This is a genomic window from Arthrobacter sp. U41 (assembly GCF_001750145.1).
Lineage (GTDB): Bacteria > Actinomycetota > Actinomycetes > Actinomycetales > Micrococcaceae > Arthrobacter.
The window spans coordinates 1,853,349-1,874,480 of sequence record NZ_CP015732.1 but is presented as its reverse complement, the minus strand read 5'-3'; the positions used below and the strand labels follow the sequence as shown (position 1 = coordinate 1,874,480).

The following is a 21,132-nucleotide window of genomic DNA, read 5'->3' as shown; positions in this document are numbered from 1 at the left end:
GAAGCACACTTTGGAACCACTTCGAAAGTTGGAAGCACCCCGGTCTTCGGACCGGGGTGCTTCTTCTTGCCCGGCGGCCGGGCGGCGGAGCCTACTCCCGGTTCCGCACCCAAGGAGTAGCTGACCTCGATTGATGCCCGGAAATCACAATCCGGGCATCAATCCGGCGCTGCCGTCGTGGCGTCGTTGACTCAGGGCACCGCGGGCACGAAGGTGGTGCCATGACGGCTCAGCGAATCACGAACAGACTGGTACTCACGACGGCGGCAGCCGCGGCAGCGCTCTTCCTCGCCGGCTGCGGCGGCGGCACGCCGCAGGCCCAGACGTCCAGCACCGCGGCGTCCCCGCTGGCAACCACGTCGAGCCAGCCGGCCACCACCGCAACCGGTGCCCCCAGTTCCCTGGCCCCCGCGCCGGCGCAGTCCACGCCGGCCGGCCCCGGATTGTGCAAGGCCGCGGGCCTGACGGGCACCATCGATTCCACTGGCGGCGGGGCTGCCGGAAGCGTCTACATGACGCTGATCCTGACAAACTCCGGCGCTGAGCCGTGCCTGTTGCGGGGTTATCCCGGCGTCTCCCTCACGGCCGACGCGAACGGCGAACCGATCGGGGCCCCCGCGGCACGTGATGAGGCCGCCCCCGCCGTCGACGTGCTGCTCGCACCGGGCCAGGCCGGAACCGCCACGCTGCGGTACACCCAGGCCCGCAACTACCCGGACTGTGCCGTTGTACCGGCGGCCGGCTTCCGGATCTACCCGCCGGAGGACACCGCTTCGCTGTTTATAGCCCAGCCCAGGGACGCCTGCAGCGACGCCGGCACCAAGCTGCTCACCATTAGCGTGTTCCAGGCCTCGTAACGCCAGCCGCGATCACCCGCTCCTGACCCGCGCACGGCCCGCCATTTCCTGTCGGCGGCTTAAGGCATGATGGAGGAATGAAGGGGCAGGAACTCGCCGGCGGGACACTCGCGGCCGACGCCATGGACCGGTTCAGCCGGCCGACCCGGGACTGGTTCCTGGGTGCCTTCGCTGCGCCCACCCCGGCCCAGAACGGCGCTTGGAACGCGATCTCTTCCGGCGCGCACGCGCTTGTGGTCGCCCCCACCGGCTCCGGCAAAACGCTCGCCGCCTTCCTCTGGGCGCTCGACCGGCTGCTCGTCTCTGCCCCCGCCGAGCCCGAGGGGCTGCCCGGCCTGGACGCCGTGAAGGGTACGCGGCGGAAGGCGCCCAAGCGCCAGACCCGGGTGCTCTATATTTCGCCGCTTAAAGCGCTGGGCGTGGACGTCGAACGCAACCTTCGCGCCCCGCTGATTGGGATCACCCAGACCGCCAAACGCCTCGGCCTGCCCGCGCCGCTGATCACCGTGGGTGTCCGCTCCGGTGACACCCCGGCGTCGGACCGCCGCGCGCTGCTGAGCCACCCGCCGGACATCCTGATCACCACGCCGGAATCGCTCTTCCTGATGCTGACCTCCAAGGCGCGGGAGACGCTGAGCGAGGTGGACACCATCATCGTCGATGAGGTCCACGCCGTCGCAGGCACCAAACGCGGCGCCCATCTGGCCGTGTCCCTGGAACGCCTCGATGCACTGCTCCCCCAGCCCGCCCAGCGGATCGGGCTCTCGGCCACCGTCGAGCCCAAGGAGCTGGTGGCGCAGTTCCTCGCCGGCTCCGCGCCGGTGGAAATCGTGGCGCCGCCATCGAAGAAGACCTGGGACCTGACGGTCTCCGTCCCGGTGGAGGACATGTCCGATCTGCAGGGCGCGGCCGGCGCGTTCGACTCCGGTCCGGCGTCCGGGCTGCAGCCGCAGGCGTCGATCTGGCCGCACGTGGAGGAGAAGATCGTGGACCTGGTGCTGGCCAACCAGTCCACGATTGTGTTCGCCAATTCCCGCCGGCTCGCCGAACGCCTGACTGCCCGGCTCAACGAGATCTACGCCGAGCGCCAGCTCATGGCCGCAGGCGGCGGCTGGGGCGAAACTGGCGCCGGGGCTCCCGACTTCGAGCCTGTGCCGGCGGGAGCCCCGGCCGGCGGCGCGACCGCGCTGCCCGGCTCCACGCTGCCGACGTCCACCGCGACTCCGGCACACATGATGGCCCAGGCCGGAAGCGCCGCCGGCGCCGATCCGGTCCTGGCCCGGGCCCACCACGGCTCGGTCTCCAAGGACCAGCGGGCCCTGATCGAGGACGACCTGAAGTCCGGGCGGCTGCGCTGCGTCGTGGCCACGTCCTCGCTGGAACTGGGCATCGACATGGGCGCCGTGGACCTCGTGGTGCAGGTGGAATCCCCGCCCTCGGTGGCCAGCGGGCTGCAGCGGGTGGGCCGCGCCGGTCACCAGGTCGGCGAGGTCTCCCAGGGCGTACTGTTCCCCAAGCACCGCGCGGATCTGGTGCACACCGCCATCACGGTGGAACGGATGCTCGCCGGCAAAATCGAACGGCTCTATGTCCCCGCGAATCCCCTGGACATCCTCGCCCAGCAGACCGTCGCGGCCACGGCACTGGGTTCCATCGATGTGGAGGACTGGTTCTCCACCGTGCGGCGGTCCGCACCGTTCGCCTCGCTCCCCCGCTCCGCCTTCGAGGCAACCCTGGACCTGCTCGCCGGCCGCTACCCCTCCGACGAGTTCGCGGAACTGCGGCCCCGGATCATCTGGGACCGCAACGCCGGCACCATCGAGGGCCGCCCCGGCGCGCAGCGGCTGGCCGTCACCTCCGGCGGCACCATCCCGGACCGCGGGCTCTTCGGCGTCTACATCATCGGCACCGAGACCGAAGGCACCGGCAGCTCAGGATCCGCGGGCTCCGCCAGCGGCGAGGGCCGGGCGGCCAGCCCGGCCGCTGCCGCGGCGAAGGGCGGGCGCCGGGTCGGCGAGCTTGACGAGGAAATGGTGTACGAATCCAGGGTCGGTGACGTGTTCGCGCTGGGCGCGACCAGCTGGAAGATCGAGGACATCACGCACGACCGGGTCCTGGTCTCCCCCGCTTTCGGCCAGCCGGGCAAACTCCCGTTCTGGAAGGGCGACTCGCTCGGCCGGCCGGTGGATCTGGGCCGCGCCCTGGGGGCGTTCGTGCGCGAGCTGTCCGCGTCCGACGTCGGGCCGGCCGCGGAACGCTGCAAAGCCAGCGGCCTGGACGATTTTGCCGCGAACAACCTGATCCAGTACCTTGCGGAGCAGAAGCTGGCCACCGAGGTGGTCCCCAGCGACACCACCCTTGTGGTGGAGCGCTTCCACGACGAACTCGGCGACTGGCGGGTGGTGCTGCACAGCCCGTTCGGCATGCCGGTGCACGCGCCGTGGGCCCTCGCCGTCGGGCAGCGGCTGCATCAGCGTTTCGGCATGGACGGCTCCGCGATGGCCGCCGACGACGGCATCGTGCTGCGCGTGCCCATGATGGAGGACGAGCCGCCCGGGGCCGAACTGTTTATGTTCGACCCGGAGGAACTCGAACAGATCGTGACGGCGGAGGTCGGCGGCAGCGCGCTGTTCGCCTCCCGGTTCCGCGAGTGCGCCGCCCGGGCCCTGCTCCTGCCCCGGCAGCACCCCGGCAAACGGCAGCCCCTCTGGCAGCAGCGCCAGCGCTCCGCCCAGCTGCTGGACGTCGCCCGGAAGTACCCCACCTTCCCGATCGTCCTTGAGACTGTCCGCGAATGCCTGCAGGATGTCTACGACCTTCCGGCGCTCAAGGACATCGCAGCGTCCATCGAGCGCCGCGAGCTGCGGATCCTGCAGACCACCACCCAGCAGCCCTCGCCGTTCGCCAAGTCCCTGCTCTTCGGCTACGTCGCGCAGTTCCTCTATGAGGGCGACTCCCCGCTGGCCGAGCGCCGGGCCGCCGCGCTGGCGCTGGATTCGACCCTGCTCAACGAGCTCCTGGGCCGGGTCGAGCTGCGCGAACTGCTCGACGCCAAGGTCATTGACGCCACCGAGCAGGAGCTGCAGCGGCTCGCCCCGGACCGGAAGGTGCGCGGGCTCGAAGGCGTCGCGGACCTGCTCCGCCTGCTCGGCCCGCTGACCCCGGAGGAAGTCGCCGCCCGGCTGGAACTGGCAGCCGAGACCGCACCGGCGGCCGGGCTTGTCGAGGCTCCGGATGCCGCGCCGGCGCCCGGGGGCGAAGCCCCCGTCGCCGATGCCACCGCGCACCTGGTGGCGCTGCAGCGCGCCAACCGCGCCATCAAGGTCAACGTCGGCGGTGCCGAGCGTTACGCCGCGGTGGAGGATGCCGCCCGCCTGCGCGATGCCCTCGGCGTCCCGCTGCCGATGGGTGTGCCGCTGGCCTTCATTGAACCGGTCGCTGATCCGCTCGGCGACCTCGTCTCGCGCTACGCCCGCACCCATGGGCCCTTCACCTCCGCCGAGGCGGCCGCCCGGCTGGGTCTGGGCGTCGCCGTCGTCGGCACCGCGCTGAAGCGGCTCGCCGCGGACGGCCGGGTGGTGGAGGGCGAGTTCCGCCCGCATGCCTCACCTCCGCCGGCCCCCGCTCCGGACACCGACGACGGCGACGCAGGCTCCGGCGCGCCGCAGGCCAACGCCGTCCCCGCAGCCCCGACGCTGGCCGGGGCCAGTGAGTGGTGCGATGCCGAAGTCCTGCGCAAACTCCGCCGGCGCTCGCTGGCCGCGCTGCGCGCCGAGGTCGAACCCGTGGATGCCGCCGCCTACGGCCGCTTCCTGCCGGCCTGGCAGAACGTCCGGGTCCCTGGCAAACGCGGGCAGTCGGCGCTGCGCGGACTGGACGGGATCATCACGGCCGTCGACCAGCTCTCCGGGGTGCCCGTTCCGGCCTCCGCCTGGGAACCGCTGATCCTCGCTAGCCGGGTGGCCGACTACCAGCCCGCCATGCTCGATGAACTCATGGCTGCCGGCGAAGTGCTCTGGTCCGGCGCAGGCGCCCTCCCCGGCAACGACGGCTGGGTCAGCCTGCATCTGGCCGATTCGGCCGAGCTGACACTGAACCCGGCAATCGACTTCGAGCCCGGCGACGCGCAGCAGCGGCTGCTGGACCACCTGCGCAACAACGGCGGCGGCTACTTCTTCCGGCAACTGACAGCGGTCGCCGGCGGCATGGACTCCGTACTCAGCGACCAGGACGTCGTGTCCGCGCTCTGGGACCTCGCCTGGGCGGGCCGGATCACGGGCGACACCTTCGCCCCGGTCCGGGCGATGATTGCCGGCGGCCACACGGCGCACCGGCAGGTTGCCCGCGCGCCGCGGGCGCGGGCCCCCCGGTTGAGCCGGCTGGGGCGCTCCCACGGGACCGGTCTGCTCGGATCCCCCGGGCTGACCGGCGGGCGGTACGGCTCCGGCACCGGAACGGCGCCCACTCCCCCGCTGGCCGCCGGGCGCTGGTCCGCCCTGCCCGCACCCGAACTGGATGCCACCATCCATGCCCGGGCCACCGCGGAACTCCTGCTGGACCGGTACGGCGTGGTCACCCGCGGTTCGGTCATGGCGGAGAACATCCTGGGCGGTTTCGGCCTGATGTACAAAGTCCTGGCCCGGCTCGAGGAGGCGGGAGGGTGCCGGCGCGGTTACTTCATCGAACACCTTGGCGCGGCACAATTTGCCGTCCCCGCGACCGTGGACCGGCTGCGCTCCTACGCCGAGGACACCCAGCTGCACAAACCCGAACCCGTGGCGCTGGCCCTTGCCGCGACGGACCCCGCCAACCCCTACGGCGCCGCCCTGCCGTGGCCGGCCCTGAATGTCGAAGCGGGAACAGGCCACCGCCCGGGCCGGAAGGCCGGGGCCCTGGTGGTGCTGGTCGACGGCGCCCTGGTCCTGTATGTGGAACGCGGCGGCAAGACCCTGCTGGCCTTCAGCGAGGACCCGGAGGTCCTCGCCGCGGCCGGCGCGGCCCTGGTCGGAGTCGTCACCCGGGGCGCGGTCGACAAACTGATCATGGAGAAGGTCAACGGCCACGGCATCCTCGACACGCCGGTCGCCGCCGCCCTGGCCCACGCCGGGGCCTACTCCACACCCAAGGGGCTGAGGATCCGTGCCTGAGGGCGATTCGGTCTTCCGCGCGGCCGCCCAGCTGCATGCCGCACTGGCCGGCCAGCAGCTCATCTTCTCCGACTTCCGGGTGCCGCGGTTCGCCACCCTCAATCTGGGCGGCTGGACGGTGACCGAGGTCGTTCCGCGGGGTAAACACCTGCTCATGCGGCTGGAGGGCCCGGCACGGCCCGGTGACGGCAGCCCTGCTGAACCGGACCGGCTGACGATCCATTCCCACCTCAAGATGGAAGGCACCTGGCAGGTCTACCCTCCGGGCGGCCGCTGGCGGAAGCCGGGCTTCACCGCCCGCTGCGTGCTGCGCACCGCCGCGGCAGACGCTGTCGGGTTCTCCCTCGGCATCCTCGAAGTGGTCCGCACCTCGGAGGAAAACTCCATCGTCGGCTACCTTGGTCCGGACCTGCTGGGCCCTGGCTGGGACCTGGCCGAGGCGGAACGGCGGATCCGTGCCGCGCCGGAGGTCCCGATCGGCATCGCCCTGCTGGACCAGCGCAACCTCGCGGGGATCGGCAATATCTACCGCTGCGAGGCCTGTTTCCTCTCCGGAGTGCACCCGGCCGCGCCCGTCTCGGCCGTGCCGGATGTGGCGGCCATCATCACCGACGCCAAAGTCCTGCTCGAGGCCAACCTGGGGGCGGGGCGCCGGACCACCGTCCTGAATCCGCGAGGCATGGCCGTGGGCCGGACCTCGGGGCTGCCCGGCTACTGGGTCTACCGGCGCGAACACCAGCCGTGCCTGAAGTGCGGAACGCCGGTGCGGCGCGGAGTCCTCGCCCGGGCCACCGGTGCGGAAGAACGGGACATCTACTACTGCCCCACGTGCCAGCCGCCGGGCCCGGCTAAGGGTGAAGGCGGCGGCTAAGGGCGCGGCGCGGTCTCCGGCTGAGCGTGCGGCGGTTCAGGGTGCGGCGGCGACCGGATCGGCTGCCGCCACCGGGAGTTCGGGCTTGTTCGGCTCCGGAACGGTGAAGCGCGGCAGCAGGTGCTGCACCAGCGGACCGATCGCCAGGGCGTAGAACACCGTCCCGATGCCGACGGAGCCGCCGAGCAGCCATCCCGCGCCCAGCACCACGATTTCAATGCCGGTCCGGGACGTCCGGACGGACCAGCCCGTGCGGCGTGCCAGCCCGGTCATCAGCCCGTCCCGGGCACCCGGTCCCAGCCGGGCCCCGATATAGCAGGCGGAGGCGATTCCGTTGAGCAGGATGGCCCCGACAAGCATGCCGGCCTGCCCGCCGAGGTGGGAGATCTCGGGGATCAGGGCCAGACCGACGTCGGCGAAGACGCCCACCAGCACGGCGTTGCAGAGCGTTCCGATGCCCGGCCACTGCCGCAGCGGGATCCACAGCAGCAGGACCAGGAAACTGACGATCACCACAACGGTGCCGATGCTCAGCCCGGTCTTGACCGCGAGTCCCTGGTGGAACACGTCCCACGGGTCCAGGCCGAGTCCGGCGCGGATGAACATGGCCAGGGATACGCCGTACATGGCGAGGCCGATAAGGAGCTGAAGGAGCCTGCGGGTCATCATGGCCCCCATCCTCCCGGAAAACTGGCCTTGCATCCCATAGCCAGTTTGAAATACTGGCCACATGTCCGGATCCCTGAATCCCAGTTCGCTCGCCCGGCTGCTCGGCGAATGGAACCTTGGTGCCGCCCCCGCCTACCGGGAGCTCGCCGACGTCGTCCGCCTCCTGATCCTTGACGGCCGCGTGCCGCTGGAGGTTGCACTGCCCAGCGAACGGGCGCTGGCCGCGACGCTCGGCATCAGCCGGACGACCGTCACCGCCGCCTACTCCTTGCTGCGCGACGAGGGTTTCCTCAGCAGCGGCCAGGGCAGCCGCGGCCGGACGCGGATCCCGCAGACCAGTCCGCGCGGCGGCCGGGGAGGCAATGCCGGGGCGGATCTCAGCGGGGCTCCGGGCCTGGCCGCTCCGGACGGAATCCTCGACCTTGCCTATGCCTCGCTGCCGGCAAGCGGTGAGGTGGTGCACCGGGCGTTCGCCTCCGCCCTGACCGAGCTGCCGGCGCTGCTGCCCGGCTTCGGCTACGACGCGCTGGGCGTGAACGCTCTGAGGCAGGCCGTCGCGGGCCACTATTCGGCGGCCGGAGTGCCGACAACGGCGCAGCAGATCCTCGTGACCTCCGGCGCACAGCACGCCCTGAACATCGTGCTGCGCACCCTGGCCGGCCGGTCCGACAAGGTCCTCGTGGAGCATCCCAGCTACCCCAACGCGATCGACGCCATCCGGGCCGCGGGCTGCCGGCTGGTGCCGGTGGCCATGCCCGCAGCCCCCGCGGACGCACGCTCGGGCGCCCGAACCGGGACCCGTCCGGGCTGGGACCTGGAGGCAATCGAAGCCGCACTGGCGCAGCAGCGGCCGGCAGTGGCCTACGTGGTCCCGGACTTCCACAATCCCACCGGGAGGCTGATGTCCGATTCCCAGCGGCGCCGGCTGGTCCGCGCCGCCGCCGCTGCGGGCACCGTCCTCGTCGTTGACGAGACACTGCGGGAGCTGAACCTCGACGGCGTCGCCTCCGCGCCGATGGCCGCCTTCAGCCCCGCCATCGTCTCCATCGGTTCCCTCAGCAAGTCCCACTGGGCCGGTTTGCGGACGGGCTGGATCCGGGCCGAGGAATCCCTCATCCAGCGTTTCGCCGCCGCCCGCACCACCATGGATCTCGGCGGTCCGGTGGTGGAACAGCTTGCCGCGGCCCACCTGGTCAACGCGCTTTCCGAGCCGCTCCCTGGGCGGCTGGCCGGCCTGCGGGACAACCGGGACGCACTGCTGGGTCTTATTGCGGGACGGTTGCCGGGCTGGCAGGTCGAACGGCCCGCGGGCGGCCTGTCCGTGTGGTGCCGCCTTCCGGCGCCGATCAGCACTGCACTTGCCGTGGTGGCACCGGACTTCGGCATCCGGCTCGCAGCCGGGCCCCGGTTCGGCACCGGCGGCGCCTTCGAGCACCACCTCCGGGTGCCGTTCACACTGCCCCCGGAGCAGCTCGAAACCGCGGTGGCGGCGCTGCGGTCTGCCCAGGACAGGCTGGAGGCTTCCCCGCAGTTGCGGCGCAGCCTCGGAGCCCCGCCCGCAGCGGCCATCGCCTGACCAGACAGCGCTGAAGGACTTCCTAGGCGTAAACCTTCTCGAGGAAGCCGCCCCAAGCCTTCGCCGTGGCTTCGGAGTTCCCGCTGCCGCTGAAGTCGTGGACCGTCATGCCGACCGTGGCGCCGAAGGCATTGCGCCCGAAGAACCGGTACAGCGTATCCGCGCTGCGCAGGCCCAGGAAGTTCTCGTTGGCGAAGTCCACCTCGCCCGAGAGCCTCCCGACGCCGTCGAGCTCCAGCTCCACGGTGCTGCCCGGCGCTGCCCCCTCAACGCCCATGGCCTTCTTGAGCCGGATGAACCCGTCGGGCGTCGCCGACGCGGGAGGAGCCTGGACATCGGTGAAGACCACCGGCTTGCCGTCGAAGTACTTCAGGTACTGGCCGAGGGTGTGCAGGTAGAACTCGGTGTGCTTGCTGGCGCCGTCATACTGCTGGTCCCAGTTCTCGGCGAAAATGCCGCTGTGGACGTAGTGCAGCCGGGCGCGTCCACCGTCGAGCGGCTCCAGCACGTGCTCCAGCTGGTTGAACCAGCCGTCCGCCCCCTCCATCCGGGACACCACGTGGCGGGGGTAGTCTTCCACTGGCCGCACGGCAGGCCACTGGTCCGTGGGGAACATCCACCCGGCTTCGTTCTTGGTGACCGCCTCCCAGACGCGCTCCGGGGTGGCGGGAAGTTCCGTGTCCACGGTGATTTCGAAGTTCCGCTTGTCAGTCATTGTCCTGCTCCCTAGCTGATGTTTTTGTGGGATTTTCCTTGCGTGGTGTCTTGAGCGAAGGGTGAAGCGCGACGACGAGGCGGTGCCGGCGCCCGACGCCCGCGGCGGCTCCGGCCCCCGAAGCCTCCGGTCCGCCGTCGTGGTACTTGTCCACGAGCCGGGTCACGGCGACGCCGAGTTCCTCGGCGAAGGCGGCCCGGTCCGCTGCGGTGCGGAAGGTGATCTCGCCGTCGATCGCGAAGGTGGCGAGTTTCTGTTTGGCCGCGGCCGCACCGGCGATCAGCTGGCCCACTTCCTGGACCATGCGGCTGGCGAGCGCCAGCAGCCAGAAGGCCGAAAAGCGGTCCGAGAACCTGTGCGGATCCGGAGCCACGGAGGCCAGTGCTGCCGGGGAAATCAGGTAGGAGGCCGCGCTGGCACGCAGGATCCGCTCCGTAACGTTGCCCTTCCGGCGCTCCTCCACGAGTTCGACCAGCCCGTGCCGCTCCAGGGCCCTGAGGTGATAGTTGACCTTCTGCCGCGGCAGGCCCACTTTTGCGGCGAGCTGCGTGGCCGACCCGGGCTCGGCGAGTTCCATCAGGATGCGGGTCCGGATGGGGTCCAGGGACGCCTCCGCCGCGGCCGGGTCTTCGATCACTTCGATGTCCAACATGCTTTAAGTGTCGCTACCGACGATTTTATTTGTCAAGAACTTTTTTACCGTCGGTTGGGAGCCCCTGCGCCGAGATCGCCGGAAGACGTCGGGATCGCGAGGAAGCTTTCGGCGAGCCGGCAAGTTTCCGGCTACCCCGGACCAACCCACGCGGCGCGGCCACCCCCCCTCGGCCGGGGCGAAGAGCGCGGCGGGACCGGCAAAGTAGAATGGACCGGTGATGCAATCCCCCCTCCCCGTGCGCGACGGAGTCAACGCGACCCGCCTCCGCCTCCCGGACGAGGGCCCGTGGGACACCGCGATGGACTATATGATGCACCGCTGGGGCCACATCGACCCGCAGGGTATCGAGGACCGCTTTGACGCCGGAGAGATCGTGGGCGAGGCCGGCATTCCGCTGGACCGGGCCACCCCGCTGCGGAACCACACCTTCATCTGGTACTACCGCACGCTGCCGCCGGAAATCCGGATCCCGTTGGAACTGAACATCCTGCACCAGGACGAGCACCTCCTCGTGGTGGACAAACCGCACTTCCTGCCCACCACCCCCGGCGGCACCTACATCCAGGAGTCGGCGCTGGTGCGGCTCCGGAACCAGCTGGACCTGCCGGACCTCATTCCCATGCACCGGCTGGACCGCATGACCGCCGGAATCCTGCTGCTCTCCACAAATCCCGAGACCCGGGGCAGGTACCAGGTGCTCTTCGAGAAGCGCCAGGTCCAGAAGGAATACGAGTGTGTGGCCGCGGCCGAGCCCGCGCCCGGGCACCCCGCCCTCGAATTCCCCGCGGTGGTCCGGAACCGGATGACCAAGTCCCGCAGCTACCTGCTCGCCGAGGTGATCGACGGCGAGCCCAACGCCGAGACCCGGATCGAGCGGCTGCGGACCCTTGATGGGCCCGAGTCAACACCGCGCGGCGTCGACGTTCCCGCACCGGAAACGCCCGCCGGTGCCAACACCGGATCCGACGGCGCCACCCCGCGCCGGGCGCTGTATCGGCTGGAACCGCACTCGGGCAAGACCCACCAGCTCCGGGTGCACATGGCCTCGCTGGGGCTGGGGATCGTCAACGACGCCTTCTACCCCGAACTGCTGGACAAGGCGCCGGACGATTACTCGAAGCCGCTCCAGCTCCTCGCCCGCGGGATCCGCTTCGTGGACCCCATCACCGGGGTGCCGGTGGAATACCGCAGCGGGCTGGAACTCAGCGAGGCCCGCTAGGCAGAGAGTCCCGGAACCGGGCAGGCCGGTGCCCGTCCGTGACGGGCTTCCCGCCGGCCAGCGCCCCGTCACGGACGGGTTTCCGGCCGGAAATGAGGTAGCTTGTGCCCATGGACTTCGGCAACGCGGACAGCTGGCGGGACATGATCTATTTCTGGATCATCCCGGTTGTCATGGGCGACGCCATTTTTCCGCCCCTGCCGTCCGAAGTGGTCGTGATCACCGGCGGCGCCATGTCCGCCGTCGGGCGCGCCAACGCCTTCCTGGTGGTCCTTCTCGCCACGGCGGCGTCCTGGCTCGGCGACATCCTGGTGTTCCAGCTCTTCAAAAGGCGCCTGAGCCGTGCCCTGGACCGCTGGCGGTGGGGCCGCTGGTTCCACCAGGCCGTGCATACAGCGATCGGGAAGGCGGGCCGGTCAACGACCTACGGTGCGATCATCGGGATCCGCTTCATCCCCGGCGGACGCCTGGCGACGACTGCGGCGGCCGGGATCGCCAACGTCTCCACCCGCGGTTTCAGCCTCTGCGCAGCACTCGGCGGCCTCCTCTGGGCGGTCTGGTCCGTCGGTCTGGGCTACGTCACGGGCGCTGCCACCGGGCTGCCCTTCTGGATGAGCTCGGTAATCGGCGTCGTAATCGGAGTCGTGATCGGCGTCGTCGTGGGCGTGATTGTCACCCGGCGGCGAGGCCGTTCCCCTGCCGTGGACGGGCCCGAGGAGGAACTGGACTTCTGAGCCGGGCCCCCGGCAGCTACACGGGCGCCCAGCGGCCGCGGTTGCGGCGGAGCACCAGCAGGCTGCCGGTCACCGCAACGCGTTCGACGGCGTCGCGCATCATTGCTGCCGACTCCAGCGCCTGGCGGTTCTCGCCGCTGTAGGAGGTCGGCTCGACGAGGAAGCGCAGGTTCAGTTGCGGAACCCCGCCGGCCAGGTCGAGCTGGTTCGCTTCGACGTGGTGCCGGGTCTCCAGCGCCTCGACGGCCGCGGCCATCACGGCCTCGGGCGGGTTGCCCGGCTTGAGCCCGGTGATCTTCAGTCTGGTCTGGAACGACGGCATGCAACCACCCTATCGGGACGGGTCTCCGGGCCCCCTCCGGGGGTCAGCCCGTGTTGCGCAGGCCCGCCGCCACGCCGTTGACCGTGATGAGCATGGCACGCTGGAGGCGTTCGTCGATCTCGGCATTGGGCATGCTCTCCCCGGCCGCGGACTCGGAGCGGATGCGGCGCAGCAGTTCCACCTGGAGGTAGCTGATCGGGTCGAGGTACTGGTCCCGGATCTCCAGTGAGCGCTTCAACGTCGGCTGCGCGTCGAGCAGCAGTGCCTCGCCGGTCAGGAGCTGGATCTCGGTGACGGTCAGCTCGTATTCGGCCCTGATGGCACGGAACAGGTGGTGCAGCTCCTCGGGGACCAGGGTGGAGACGTAGTAGCCGGCGATGTCCATGTCCGTCTTCGCCAGCGTCATTTCCACGTTGGAGAGCACCGAGCGGAAGAAATGCCAGCCGTCCATCATCTCCACCAGCTGGGCCGAGTGGCCGGCTTCGCGGGCGGCCTTGAGCCCGGAGCCCACACCGAACCAGCCGGGAACGATCTGCCGCGACTGCGTCCAGCCAAACACCCAAGGGATCGCCCGCAGGCCTTCGAGCCCTGCGCCGGAATCGGGCCGTTTGGACGGCCGGGAGCCGATGTTGAGGGACCCCAGCTGTTCCACCGGGGTGGACGCCATGAAATAGGCCGGCAGGTCCGGGTCATCGATCAGTGTCCGGTACCGGGCGAAGGCGGCGTCGGAAATGGTCTCCATCACGTGGCCGTAGCGTTCGCGCTGGTCCTCCGAGGTGCGCGGGGTGCGGTGCAGCGCGGAGCCCTGCATGACCGCCGCGAGCGAGAGTTCGAGGTTCTCGCGGGCGAGTTCCGGCAGCGAGTACTTGTCCGAAATGACCTCGCCCTGTTCGGTGAACTTGATCTCGCCTTCCAGCACCCCGTTCGGCTGCGCCATGATGGCATCGTAGGTCGGCCCGCCGCCGCGGCCCACGGAGCCGCCGCGGCCGTGGAACAGGCGCACCCGCACCCCGTGCTTCGCCGCGATGTCCCGGAGCTTGCGCTGGGTTTTGTGGATCTCCCACTGGCTGGTCATGACGCCGGACTCCTTGTTGGAGTCCGAATAGCCGAGCATGATTTCCTGCACGTCCCCGCGCAGCCGGACCAGCTCGCGGTAGGAGGCATCCGAGAGCAGCTGGTCCACGATTTCGGCCGAGGCCCGCAGCTCCTCCACGGTTTCCAGGAGCGGCGCGAAGCCGATCCTGGCATAGGGGGTCTCGCCGAAGAGGTTGACCAGCCCCGCCTCGCGGGCCAGCACCGCCGCGGCCAGGACGTCGTCCGCGCCGCGGGTCATCGAAATGATGTACGTCTCGATGACGTCCGGGCCGTAGGTGCGCAGGGCCCGCCGGATCTCGCGGAAGACGTCGTAGGTGCCGTCGGCGACGCCGTCGAGCTTGATCGGGTGGCCGGAGAGCGGGCGGCGGGAGGCGAGCTCGGAACCGAGCACCTCGAGCCGCTCGGAACGGCTGAGTTCCCCGTACCGGACGCCTGGCCCGCCGAGGCGGTCCATCAGCTGCCCGACGGCGTCGTGGTGGTGGTCGGCGTGTTCGCGGATGTCGAGCGTGGCCAGGTGCAGGCCGAAGGAGGCGATGGCGCGCCGGACCCGGGCCAGGGCGCCGTCGGCGGCGAGCGCGGCATGGTGGTTGCGGAGCGAGCGCTCCAGCAGGCCCAGCTCGGCGAGGAGCTCCGCGGTGGCGGTATAGTCGCGGCCCGGCTCGTGCGCCGATCCGGCCGAAACCCGCCGGGCGGTGTTCAGCAGCTTGGCCTTGATGCAGGTGAGCTTGAGCCGGTAGGGCTCCTGGGCGTTCAGTTCAAGGACCCGGCGGTCCAAACCCGGCAGGTTCTTGAGGTCGACGTCGATCGAGTCCAGCAGCTCCAGGTCCGCCCCGGCGAGTGCCGTTGAGTTCGACAGGATGGAGATCAGCCCGTCGATCAGGGTGATACTGATCCGGACGGCGTGCTGGTTCTGGATCTGCAGGATTTCGCGGGTGACGGCTGCGGTGACGTTCGGGTTGCCGTCCCGGTCGCCGCCGATCCAGGAGCCGAAGCGGATGGGCGCCTTCTCCACGTGGAGGGTGACGCCGTGTTCGCCGAGCAGCTCCGAGAGGTCCGAGAGCATTTCCGGCAGGGCGTCGCCGAGGATTCCGGTGAGGTAGTAGATCGCGTTCCGGGCTTCGTCCACCGGGGTGGGCCGGACCTGGCGGAGTTCGTCCGTCTGCCACATCTGGTCGATGACCTCGGCGAGCTGCCGGTCCTGGCGGCGGCGGGCGGACGTGCCCTCCGCGGTGGTCTCGGCAAGGATGTCGGAGAGCCGGCGGACCTTGTCCAGCACGGAGCGGCGGGACGCCTCGGTGGGGTGCGCGGTGAAGACGGGGCGGACGTCGAGTTCATTGACCACGGCCTGCAGAACGGAGGGGCCGGCCTGGGCGGCGATGTCGGTGACCGCTTTGGCCAGCCAGCCGTCCTTTTCCTGCCGGGTGCGCAGCCCGCGGACCCGGTGCACCTGCTCGGCCGCGTTGGCCAGGTGGAAGTAGAAGGCGAAGGCGCGGACCAGGTCGGTCGCCTGCTCCAGCGGCAGCGAGCCGAGCAGTTCGCGGACCTGGGCGACGACGTCGTACGAGCTCCACGGCCCGGTGGCATCCGCGCCGCCACGGGCGGCTTCCTTGGACTCCTTGGTCAGCAGGCGCACCTGCTCCACCAGGTCCAGCAGCTCGGGCCCGTGCTGGCGGACCAGGGATTCGCCGAGGAGGGTGGACACCCGGCGGACGTCGGCCCGCAGTTCGGAGGCGAGATCGGCGCCGGGGTTCGTTGCAGTGTCAGCCATGGAAACAATCTTTCGGGAGGACTTGGCTCGTACACTGCGCTGGATACTGTGAGCCGGGTTACTTTCTTCCTACAGGATGCTACCCGGATGCCGGGCGGCATGGGAATCCGTCTCAGATAGTGTCAGCTTCCCTGGCGGACGATTTTGAAGTTGAACACACACCGGTGCCCAGTGCGCCCCAGATCCGCAGCCAGACCGGCAGGATCATTTCGGCGCCGCGGGCGGTGGTGATGTCGCCCAGATCGATGATGTCCCGGTGCCCGAAGCCTTTGAGCAGGCCCTTCACGGCTGGTCCCCCCGTCGCCCCGGGCCCGGTCCGGGCCAGCGTCGCCCGGGGATCCCGCGTTCCGATCACCACGTCATGACCCAGAGCGGACAGCGCCCCGGCGATCGCGGGACCGACGGTTCCGGTTCCCAATACTGCAATCCTCATGGTGTCCTCACTTCCGGCTGCCTCTGTTTCAGGCTGCTGATGCATCACAACGAGGGGTAGACAGGTCGGTCTACTATTGAGCAGGACGCTATCAGACAGGCCTGCCCGGAACAACCATAGACAGAGCTGTCTGGGTACCATGGAGCCATGATGCCGCCAGCCACAGCCACGCCGGCCGCCCGCACCGGCCAGGCCAGGGACAAGATCCTCGCCACCGCCTTCCGGCTGTTCTATGCGCACGGGCTCCGGGCCGCGGGCATCGACACGATCATCGCCGAATCCGGCGTAGCCAAGGCCACGTTCTACAAGTACTTTCCGGCCAAGGACGAGCTGATCCTGGCCTATCTGGAGAAGGTGGACGGCCTCTGGACCGGGCAGCTGCACGCCGCCGCGGAAGCCGCCGGACCCGACCCCGCGGCCCAGCTCGTGGGGCTGTTCGACGCGCTGGCCGGCGCCTGCCGCGGCGACGGCTACCGCGGCTGCGCCTTCATCAACGCCGCCGCCGAGTCCGCCTCCGGAACCCGCGTCCACCTCCGGACCGTGGCGCACAAGGAACACATCCGGGCCTGGATCCGGGACCTGGCCGCCCAGGCCGGGGCCCGGGACCCGGACCAGCTCGCCCGCAGCCTCACCCTGGTGCTCGATGGCGGCCTGGCCAGCGGCGTGCTCGACGCCGACCCCGCGGCGGCCATCGCCGCCCGCGACACCGCGGCACAACTCGTGGCCGCAAGCCTTGGAAGGAACCCGTGAACACAACGCACCCCGATCCGGACGCCCAGCTCGCCCGCTGGCAGCGCTTCCGCAGCAGCCGCAACACGGCGCTGGCCAGCGAGTACGGCTGGCTTACGCTGACCTCTTTCCAGTGGCTGGAAGACCGTCCGGCCGCCGTCGAACTCGTCCCCGGGCTCTGGTCCACCGACGGCACGACGGCGTTCCTCACCGCCGCAGCGGCCGAGGGACTGACCCTCGTGGAGACCGGGGAGCCGGTGGACGGCACCATCAGCGCGGCGCTGGCCGATGAGGAATCGCTGCTGTGGGTCCAGTACGGGGGCGACGACGGCCGGCAGGTGGTGGTGGAACTCGCCATGCGCGCGGGGAAATATGCCATCCGCACCAGGGACTCCAAGTCTCCGGTGTTCACCGAGTTCGACGGCGTCCCCACCTTTGGCTACCGGCCGGATCTGGTGGTCGAGGCCCGGTTCCTCCCGTATCCGGAGCCCGTGGACGTCCCGACCGGCACCGCCAACCCGCTGGTCGACGGGGTCCACCGGTCTGTCGGCGAACTGGTGTTCCGGCTCCCCGGCAAGGACCACGAGTTCCACCTGCAGGCCGAAGAGGAAAAACTCGGCGCGCTGACGGTCACGTTCCATGACGAGACCAACGGGGCAGAACAGCCGGAACTGGCAACAGCCGAGTGGCGGAAGGTCTCCACGGCCCGGCCCCGGGTTGATGCCCTGGGAAACCGGACGGTCATCCTGGACTTCAACCGGGCCATCAACTACCCGAGCGCCTTCACCCCGTACGGCACCTGCCCCATGCCGGTGAAGAACAACAGCCTGGACTACCGGATCGAGGCCGGCGAGAAAGAGCCGGCGCTGTTCTAGACGGGATCGTCTAGACGATCGCGGACACCCCGGTCACGGCCCGGCCCACGATCAGCGTGTTGATCTCGAACGAGCCCTCATAGGTGTAGATCGCCTCGGCGTCGGCGAAGATCTTGGCCATCCGGTAGTCGGTGACGATCCCGTTGCCGCCCAGCAGGGACCGGCCCATCGCCACGGTCTCGCGCATCCGGGCGCTCACATAGGACTTCGCCAGCGCCACCTGGGGCATGTCAGCGGCGCCCCGCTCCTGCAGCTGCGCGATCCGGACCATCATCCCCATGCTCGCCACGGCATTGCCCAGCATCGTCACCAGCTGCTGCTGGACCAGCTGGAATTTGGCCAGCGGCCGCCCGAACTGCCGGCGCTCGACGGCGTACTGCCGGGCGACGTCGAACGCGGCCAGTTGCTGCCCGACACCCTGCCAAGCGACCATTATGCGCGAGCCGCGCAGCAGCTCATTGGTGTCCTCGAAGCTGTTGATACCGGCGAAGCGGTCCGACTCCGCCACCTCGACGTCCTTGAAGACAATGTCCGCGTTCTGCACCGTGCGCAGCGCGATCTTGTTCTCGATCCTGCTCCGGCTCACGCCGGGAAGGGTCGCATCCACGATGAAGCCGCGGATGCCGCCGTCGGCCTCGTCACGGGCCCACACCAGCAGGTAGTCGCAGAACGTCCCGTTGCCGATCCAGCGTTTGGCACCGTTGAGGACCCAGGTGTCGCCGCCGTCGGGCGCCCCGCCGGGAACACGCCGGGCGACGGTCTCCATCCCGCCGGCCACGTCGGAGCCATGCTCCGGTTCGGTCAGGGCGAAGGCGCCGGTGGTCCGGAGGTTCGCGGCGTCATCGAGCAGGCGTGCCTTCTGTTCCTCGGAGCCGAAGCCGTAGAGCGATTCGACGAAGAGGTCATGGTGGACCAGGAAGAACGTCGCCAGCGAGGTGTCCACCCGGGTCATCTCGGCGATGACCAGCCCGGCGAACAGATGGCTGTAGCCGCGCTGGGCCGGGGCGCTGAGTTCGAGGGCCGCCAGTTTGGGCAGGATCTGCGCGGGGAACTCGGCCTTGTTCCACCACTCGCCGGCAAAGGGCGCCACCTCGCGGGCCAGGAACGTGCGCAGTTCGGCCAGTTTGGCCTGTTCCGCGGCGTTGAGCATCGACACGAAGTCGAAGAAGTCGGCGGTCGGCAGCCCCTCGACGGAGGCGGCGGGCGACGGGGAACCGGCGAGCCCGGTCCGTATCACTTCGGTCCCATCCGGATGGCACCGTCGAGGCGGATGGTCTCGCCGTTGAGCATGGCGTTCTCCACGATGTGCGCGGCGAGATTTGCGTATTCGGCGGGGCGGCCCAGCCGGGACGGGTGTGGCACCTGCTGCCCGAGGGAATCCTGGGCTTCCTGCGGCAGCCCGGCCATCATGGGCGTCTCGAAGATGCCCGGCGCGATCGTGACCACGCGGATCAGCGACCGGGCGAGTTCGCGGGCGATCGGAAGCGTCATCGCGTGCACCGCACCTTTGGACGCCGCGTAGGCCGGCTGGCCGATCTGGCCGTCAAACGCGGCGACGGAGGCGGTGTTGATGATGACGCCGCGCTCCGGCCCGCCGAGCTCGGTCACCGCGGGTTCGGTCGCCGCCATCGCCGCCGCCGCAAGGCGGATGACGTTGAAGGTGCCCACGAGGTTGATCTGGATGACGCGGCTGAAGTTCTCCAGCGGCAGAACGCCGTCCCGGCCCAGGACCTTGCCGGGGGTGGCGATCCCGGCGCAGTTGACCACGATCCGCAGGGGGCCGAGGGCGACGGCGGCGTCAACGGCGGCCTGCACCTCTTCCTCGCTGGTGACGTCGCCGGGAACGAAGACCGCCGTGTTGGCCGGCTCCATCGGGCTGCCGGCGCCGGGGGCCGCCGTCCGGGCCTTGACCCCGGCGTTCAGCTCGGCGGCGAAGGCGTCGCCGGCGGAGCCGGGCAGGTCCACCAGCACTACGGAGGCGCCGGCGTCGAACAGGCGGCGCGCCGTTGCAGCGCCCAGGCCGGAGGCCCCGCCCGTAATCAGCGCAACTGTACCTTTGATGTCCATGCATCCTCCTTGATGTGGAACCGGAACCCGCCACGACACCGTGTGCAGCGTCACGAACTTTCAGGGAACATTAGTTAGTGAATGTTAACTGGAATTCGGGCATTCCGCACCTTCACCCCGCCGCTACTAGGCTGGAACCATGAGCCCGGCAGAGAGTTCCACCGCCCCCGACTGGTCATTCCGCGCGGACGAAGCGGCCCGTTCGGTGACCAGGCTGTTCGGGCAGCGGCTCTTCTTCCTGCCCGGAACCCATATCGCGGCGATCGTGCGCCCCTCGGGCCGGCTCAAGAACCTGGCCCTGCCCTGGCACTACTGGTGGCAGGCGCACTACGTGGACTGCCTGGTGGACACCGGCCGCCGCGAGCTCGGCACCGGAGGCGGGCCCGGAAAACGGTTCGACGGCGAGAACCGGCCCAGCGCCGGCAGGCTCGCGTCCCGGCTGGTCACGGGGATCCGGCTGCGCAACTTCCTCACCGTCGTCAACAACTACTACGACGACATGGCCTGGCTCGCGCTGTCCACCCTGCGCCTGGAGCAACTCGCCGAGCAAAGCCGCAAAGCGGCCGGCCGGCGACGCAACGCCAGGGTCCTGAAGAGCCTCACCCTGCAGTTCGCTTCCGCCTCCACGGACGACCTCGGCGGGGGCACGTTCTGGAGCAAGAAGCGGGATTTCAAGAACACTCCGGCCACGGCCCCGGTGGCGCTCTATTACGCCCGCACCGGCAATCCGGCCAAGGCGCAGGCCCTGCTGGACTGGCTGGATGCCCGGCTTTTTGACCCGGAACAGGGAATGTACCGGGACGGCCTGCGGATCACCAGCACCGGCGAGGTGGTCCTGGAAAGCGCCATCTACACCTACAACCAGGGCCCGGTCCTGGGCGCCCTGCTGGAGCTGGGCGGCGAGGCGAACCTGGCCCGCGCGGCCTCGCTTGTGTCTGCCGCGGCGCGGAGCCTCACCCTCCCGGCCGCGCCGACGGGGCACGGCACCGCCGTGCTGCGCTGCGAGGGAGGCGGCGACGGCGGCCTCTTCACCGGGATCCTGGCCCGCTACCTCGCGCTCGCCGCCGTCGATTCCCGGCTCCCGGCCGGGACCAGGGCGACGGCCGCCGCGCTCGTGCAGAACACCGCCGAGGCGTTCTGGGCGGGCCGCCGGGCCGTCTCCGCCCAGGAGCCGCTGCCCGGCCGGGGCAACCGGATTATCTTCTCCGTCCACCCGCACCAGCCGGCACGCCAGGACCACCCGGCGGGGGCCGCCGTCGAACTTTCCACCCAGCTGCAGGCTTGGATGGTGCTGGAAGCTGCGGCGGCGATCGCCGGCGGCGCACCGGCGCCGCCTGCAGCGGAAGCATCCCCCGCATCACCCACAAAGAATTAAGACACGCAATAGTTTCGTAATTGAT

17 protein-coding genes are annotated in these 21,132 nt (G+C 70.0%); 9 read left to right on the top strand and 8 right to left on the bottom strand.

Annotated elements, in window-relative coordinates:
- The first annotated feature begins 221 nt into the window (after nucleotides 1-221).
- The 3 genes from ASPU41_RS21995 to ASPU41_RS08710 all read left to right on the top strand — a co-directional run bounded on the left by ASPU41_RS21995 (nucleotide 222) and on the right by ASPU41_RS08710 (nucleotide 6,875).
- A complete protein-coding gene (locus tag ASPU41_RS21995; protein WP_083266431.1) occupies nucleotides 222-857 on the top strand; it encodes a DUF4232 domain-containing protein in 636 nt (211 codons plus the stop codon).
- Nucleotides 858-934: 77 nt separating this feature from the next.
- On the top strand, nucleotides 935-6,004 hold the full coding sequence (locus ASPU41_RS08715; RefSeq protein WP_069950595.1) for an ATP-dependent helicase: 5,070 nt from the start codon (nucleotides 935-937) through the stop codon (nucleotides 6,002-6,004).
- The gene (locus tag ASPU41_RS08710; protein ID WP_069950594.1) at nucleotides 5,997-6,875 is read left to right on the top strand and encodes a DNA-formamidopyrimidine glycosylase family protein; all 879 of its coding nucleotides are present in this window, start codon (nucleotides 5,997-5,999) and stop codon (nucleotides 6,873-6,875) included. The genes ASPU41_RS08715 and ASPU41_RS08710 overlap by 8 nt, the downstream gene beginning before the upstream one ends.
- Before the next feature lie 36 nt (nucleotides 6,876-6,911).
- Here ASPU41_RS08710 and yczE read toward each other — a convergent pair whose 3' ends face one another.
- Entirely contained in the window at nucleotides 6,912-7,544 is a 633-nt protein-coding gene (gene yczE, locus ASPU41_RS08705) for a membrane protein YczE (protein WP_069950593.1), read from the bottom strand.
- A gap of 61 nt (nucleotides 7,545-7,605) precedes the next feature.
- Between yczE and yczR the strand changes: the two genes are divergently transcribed.
- Nucleotides 7,606-9,120: a MocR-like transcription factor YczR gene (gene yczR / locus ASPU41_RS08700; protein ID WP_069950592.1), complete on the top strand. Its 1,515-nt coding sequence runs from the start codon at nucleotides 7,606-7,608 to the stop codon at nucleotides 9,118-9,120.
- A 22-nt stretch (nucleotides 9,121-9,142) separates the two neighbouring features.
- Here the strand turns inward: yczR and ASPU41_RS08695 are convergent, their stop codons facing one another.
- Nucleotides 9,143-9,835, bottom strand: a complete 693-nt coding sequence (locus ASPU41_RS08695; RefSeq protein ID WP_069950591.1) for an ATPase — start codon at nucleotides 9,833-9,835, stop codon at nucleotides 9,143-9,145.
- Complete coding sequence (locus tag ASPU41_RS08690; RefSeq protein ID WP_069950590.1) at nucleotides 9,828-10,487, bottom strand: winged helix-turn-helix domain-containing protein; 660 nt, start codon at nucleotides 10,485-10,487, stop codon at nucleotides 9,828-9,830. Before ASPU41_RS08690 ends, ASPU41_RS08695 begins: the two co-directional genes overlap by 8 nt.
- 220 nt (nucleotides 10,488-10,707) lie before the next feature.
- Here ASPU41_RS08690 and ASPU41_RS08685 point away from each other — a divergent pair, with 220 nt between their 5' ends.
- Together ASPU41_RS08685 and ASPU41_RS08680 are read left to right on the top strand one after the other, a co-directional pair.
- Nucleotides 10,708-11,709, top strand: a complete 1,002-nt coding sequence (locus tag ASPU41_RS08685) for an RluA family pseudouridine synthase (protein WP_069950589.1) — start codon at nucleotides 10,708-10,710, stop codon at nucleotides 11,707-11,709.
- Between the two features lie 110 nt (nucleotides 11,710-11,819).
- Nucleotides 11,820-12,443 (top strand): DedA family protein, encoded by a 624-nt coding sequence (locus ASPU41_RS08680; protein WP_069950588.1) that lies wholly within the window; start codon nucleotides 11,820-11,822, stop codon nucleotides 12,441-12,443.
- Nucleotides 12,444-12,459: 16 nt separating this feature from the next.
- Here ASPU41_RS08680 and ASPU41_RS08675 read toward each other — a convergent pair whose 3' ends face one another.
- The 3 genes from ASPU41_RS08675 to ASPU41_RS08665 form a co-directional block, all read right to left on the bottom strand.
- On the bottom strand, nucleotides 12,460-12,765 hold the full coding sequence (locus tag ASPU41_RS08675) for a hypothetical protein (RefSeq protein ID WP_069950587.1): 306 nt from the start codon (nucleotides 12,763-12,765) through the stop codon (nucleotides 12,460-12,462).
- A gap of 43 nt (nucleotides 12,766-12,808) precedes the next feature.
- Nucleotides 12,809-15,628, bottom strand: a complete 2,820-nt coding sequence (gene ppc, locus ASPU41_RS08670; protein ID WP_069950586.1) for a phosphoenolpyruvate carboxylase — start codon at nucleotides 15,626-15,628, stop codon at nucleotides 12,809-12,811.
- Nucleotides 15,629-15,740: 112 nt separating this feature from the next.
- The gene (locus tag ASPU41_RS08665) at nucleotides 15,741-16,061 is read right to left on the bottom strand and encodes an NAD(P)-binding domain-containing protein (RefSeq protein WP_231941221.1); all 321 of its coding nucleotides are present in this window, start codon (nucleotides 16,059-16,061) and stop codon (nucleotides 15,741-15,743) included.
- Between the two features lie 147 nt (nucleotides 16,062-16,208).
- Between ASPU41_RS08665 and ASPU41_RS08660 the strand changes: the two genes are divergently transcribed.
- Together ASPU41_RS08660 and ASPU41_RS08655 are read left to right on the top strand one after the other, a co-directional pair.
- Nucleotides 16,209-16,811 (top strand): TetR/AcrR family transcriptional regulator, encoded by a 603-nt coding sequence (locus ASPU41_RS08660; RefSeq protein WP_069950584.1) that lies wholly within the window; start codon nucleotides 16,209-16,211, stop codon nucleotides 16,809-16,811.
- Complete coding sequence (locus ASPU41_RS08655) at nucleotides 16,808-17,665, top strand: DUF1684 domain-containing protein (protein ID WP_069950583.1); 858 nt, start codon at nucleotides 16,808-16,810, stop codon at nucleotides 17,663-17,665. Before ASPU41_RS08660 ends, ASPU41_RS08655 begins: the two co-directional genes overlap by 4 nt.
- 10 nt (nucleotides 17,666-17,675) lie before the next feature.
- On the opposite strand, the gene ASPU41_RS08650 is transcribed toward ASPU41_RS08655, so the two are convergent.
- Both ASPU41_RS08650 and ASPU41_RS08645 read right to left on the bottom strand, forming a co-directional pair.
- Nucleotides 17,676-18,815, bottom strand: coding sequence for an acyl-CoA dehydrogenase family protein (locus ASPU41_RS08650; RefSeq protein WP_157357105.1), 1,140 nt, complete (start codon nucleotides 18,813-18,815; stop codon nucleotides 17,676-17,678).
- A gap of 83 nt (nucleotides 18,816-18,898) precedes the next feature.
- Nucleotides 18,899-19,732: an SDR family NAD(P)-dependent oxidoreductase gene (locus tag ASPU41_RS08645; protein WP_069950581.1), complete on the bottom strand. Its 834-nt coding sequence runs from the start codon at nucleotides 19,730-19,732 to the stop codon at nucleotides 18,899-18,901.
- 139 nt (nucleotides 19,733-19,871) lie between these two features.
- Here ASPU41_RS08645 and ASPU41_RS08640 point away from each other — a divergent pair, with 139 nt between their 5' ends.
- Nucleotides 19,872-21,107: a glycoside hydrolase family 76 protein gene (locus ASPU41_RS08640; protein WP_069950580.1), complete on the top strand. Its 1,236-nt coding sequence runs from the start codon at nucleotides 19,872-19,874 to the stop codon at nucleotides 21,105-21,107.
- Nucleotides 21,108-21,132: the final 25 nt, after the last annotated feature.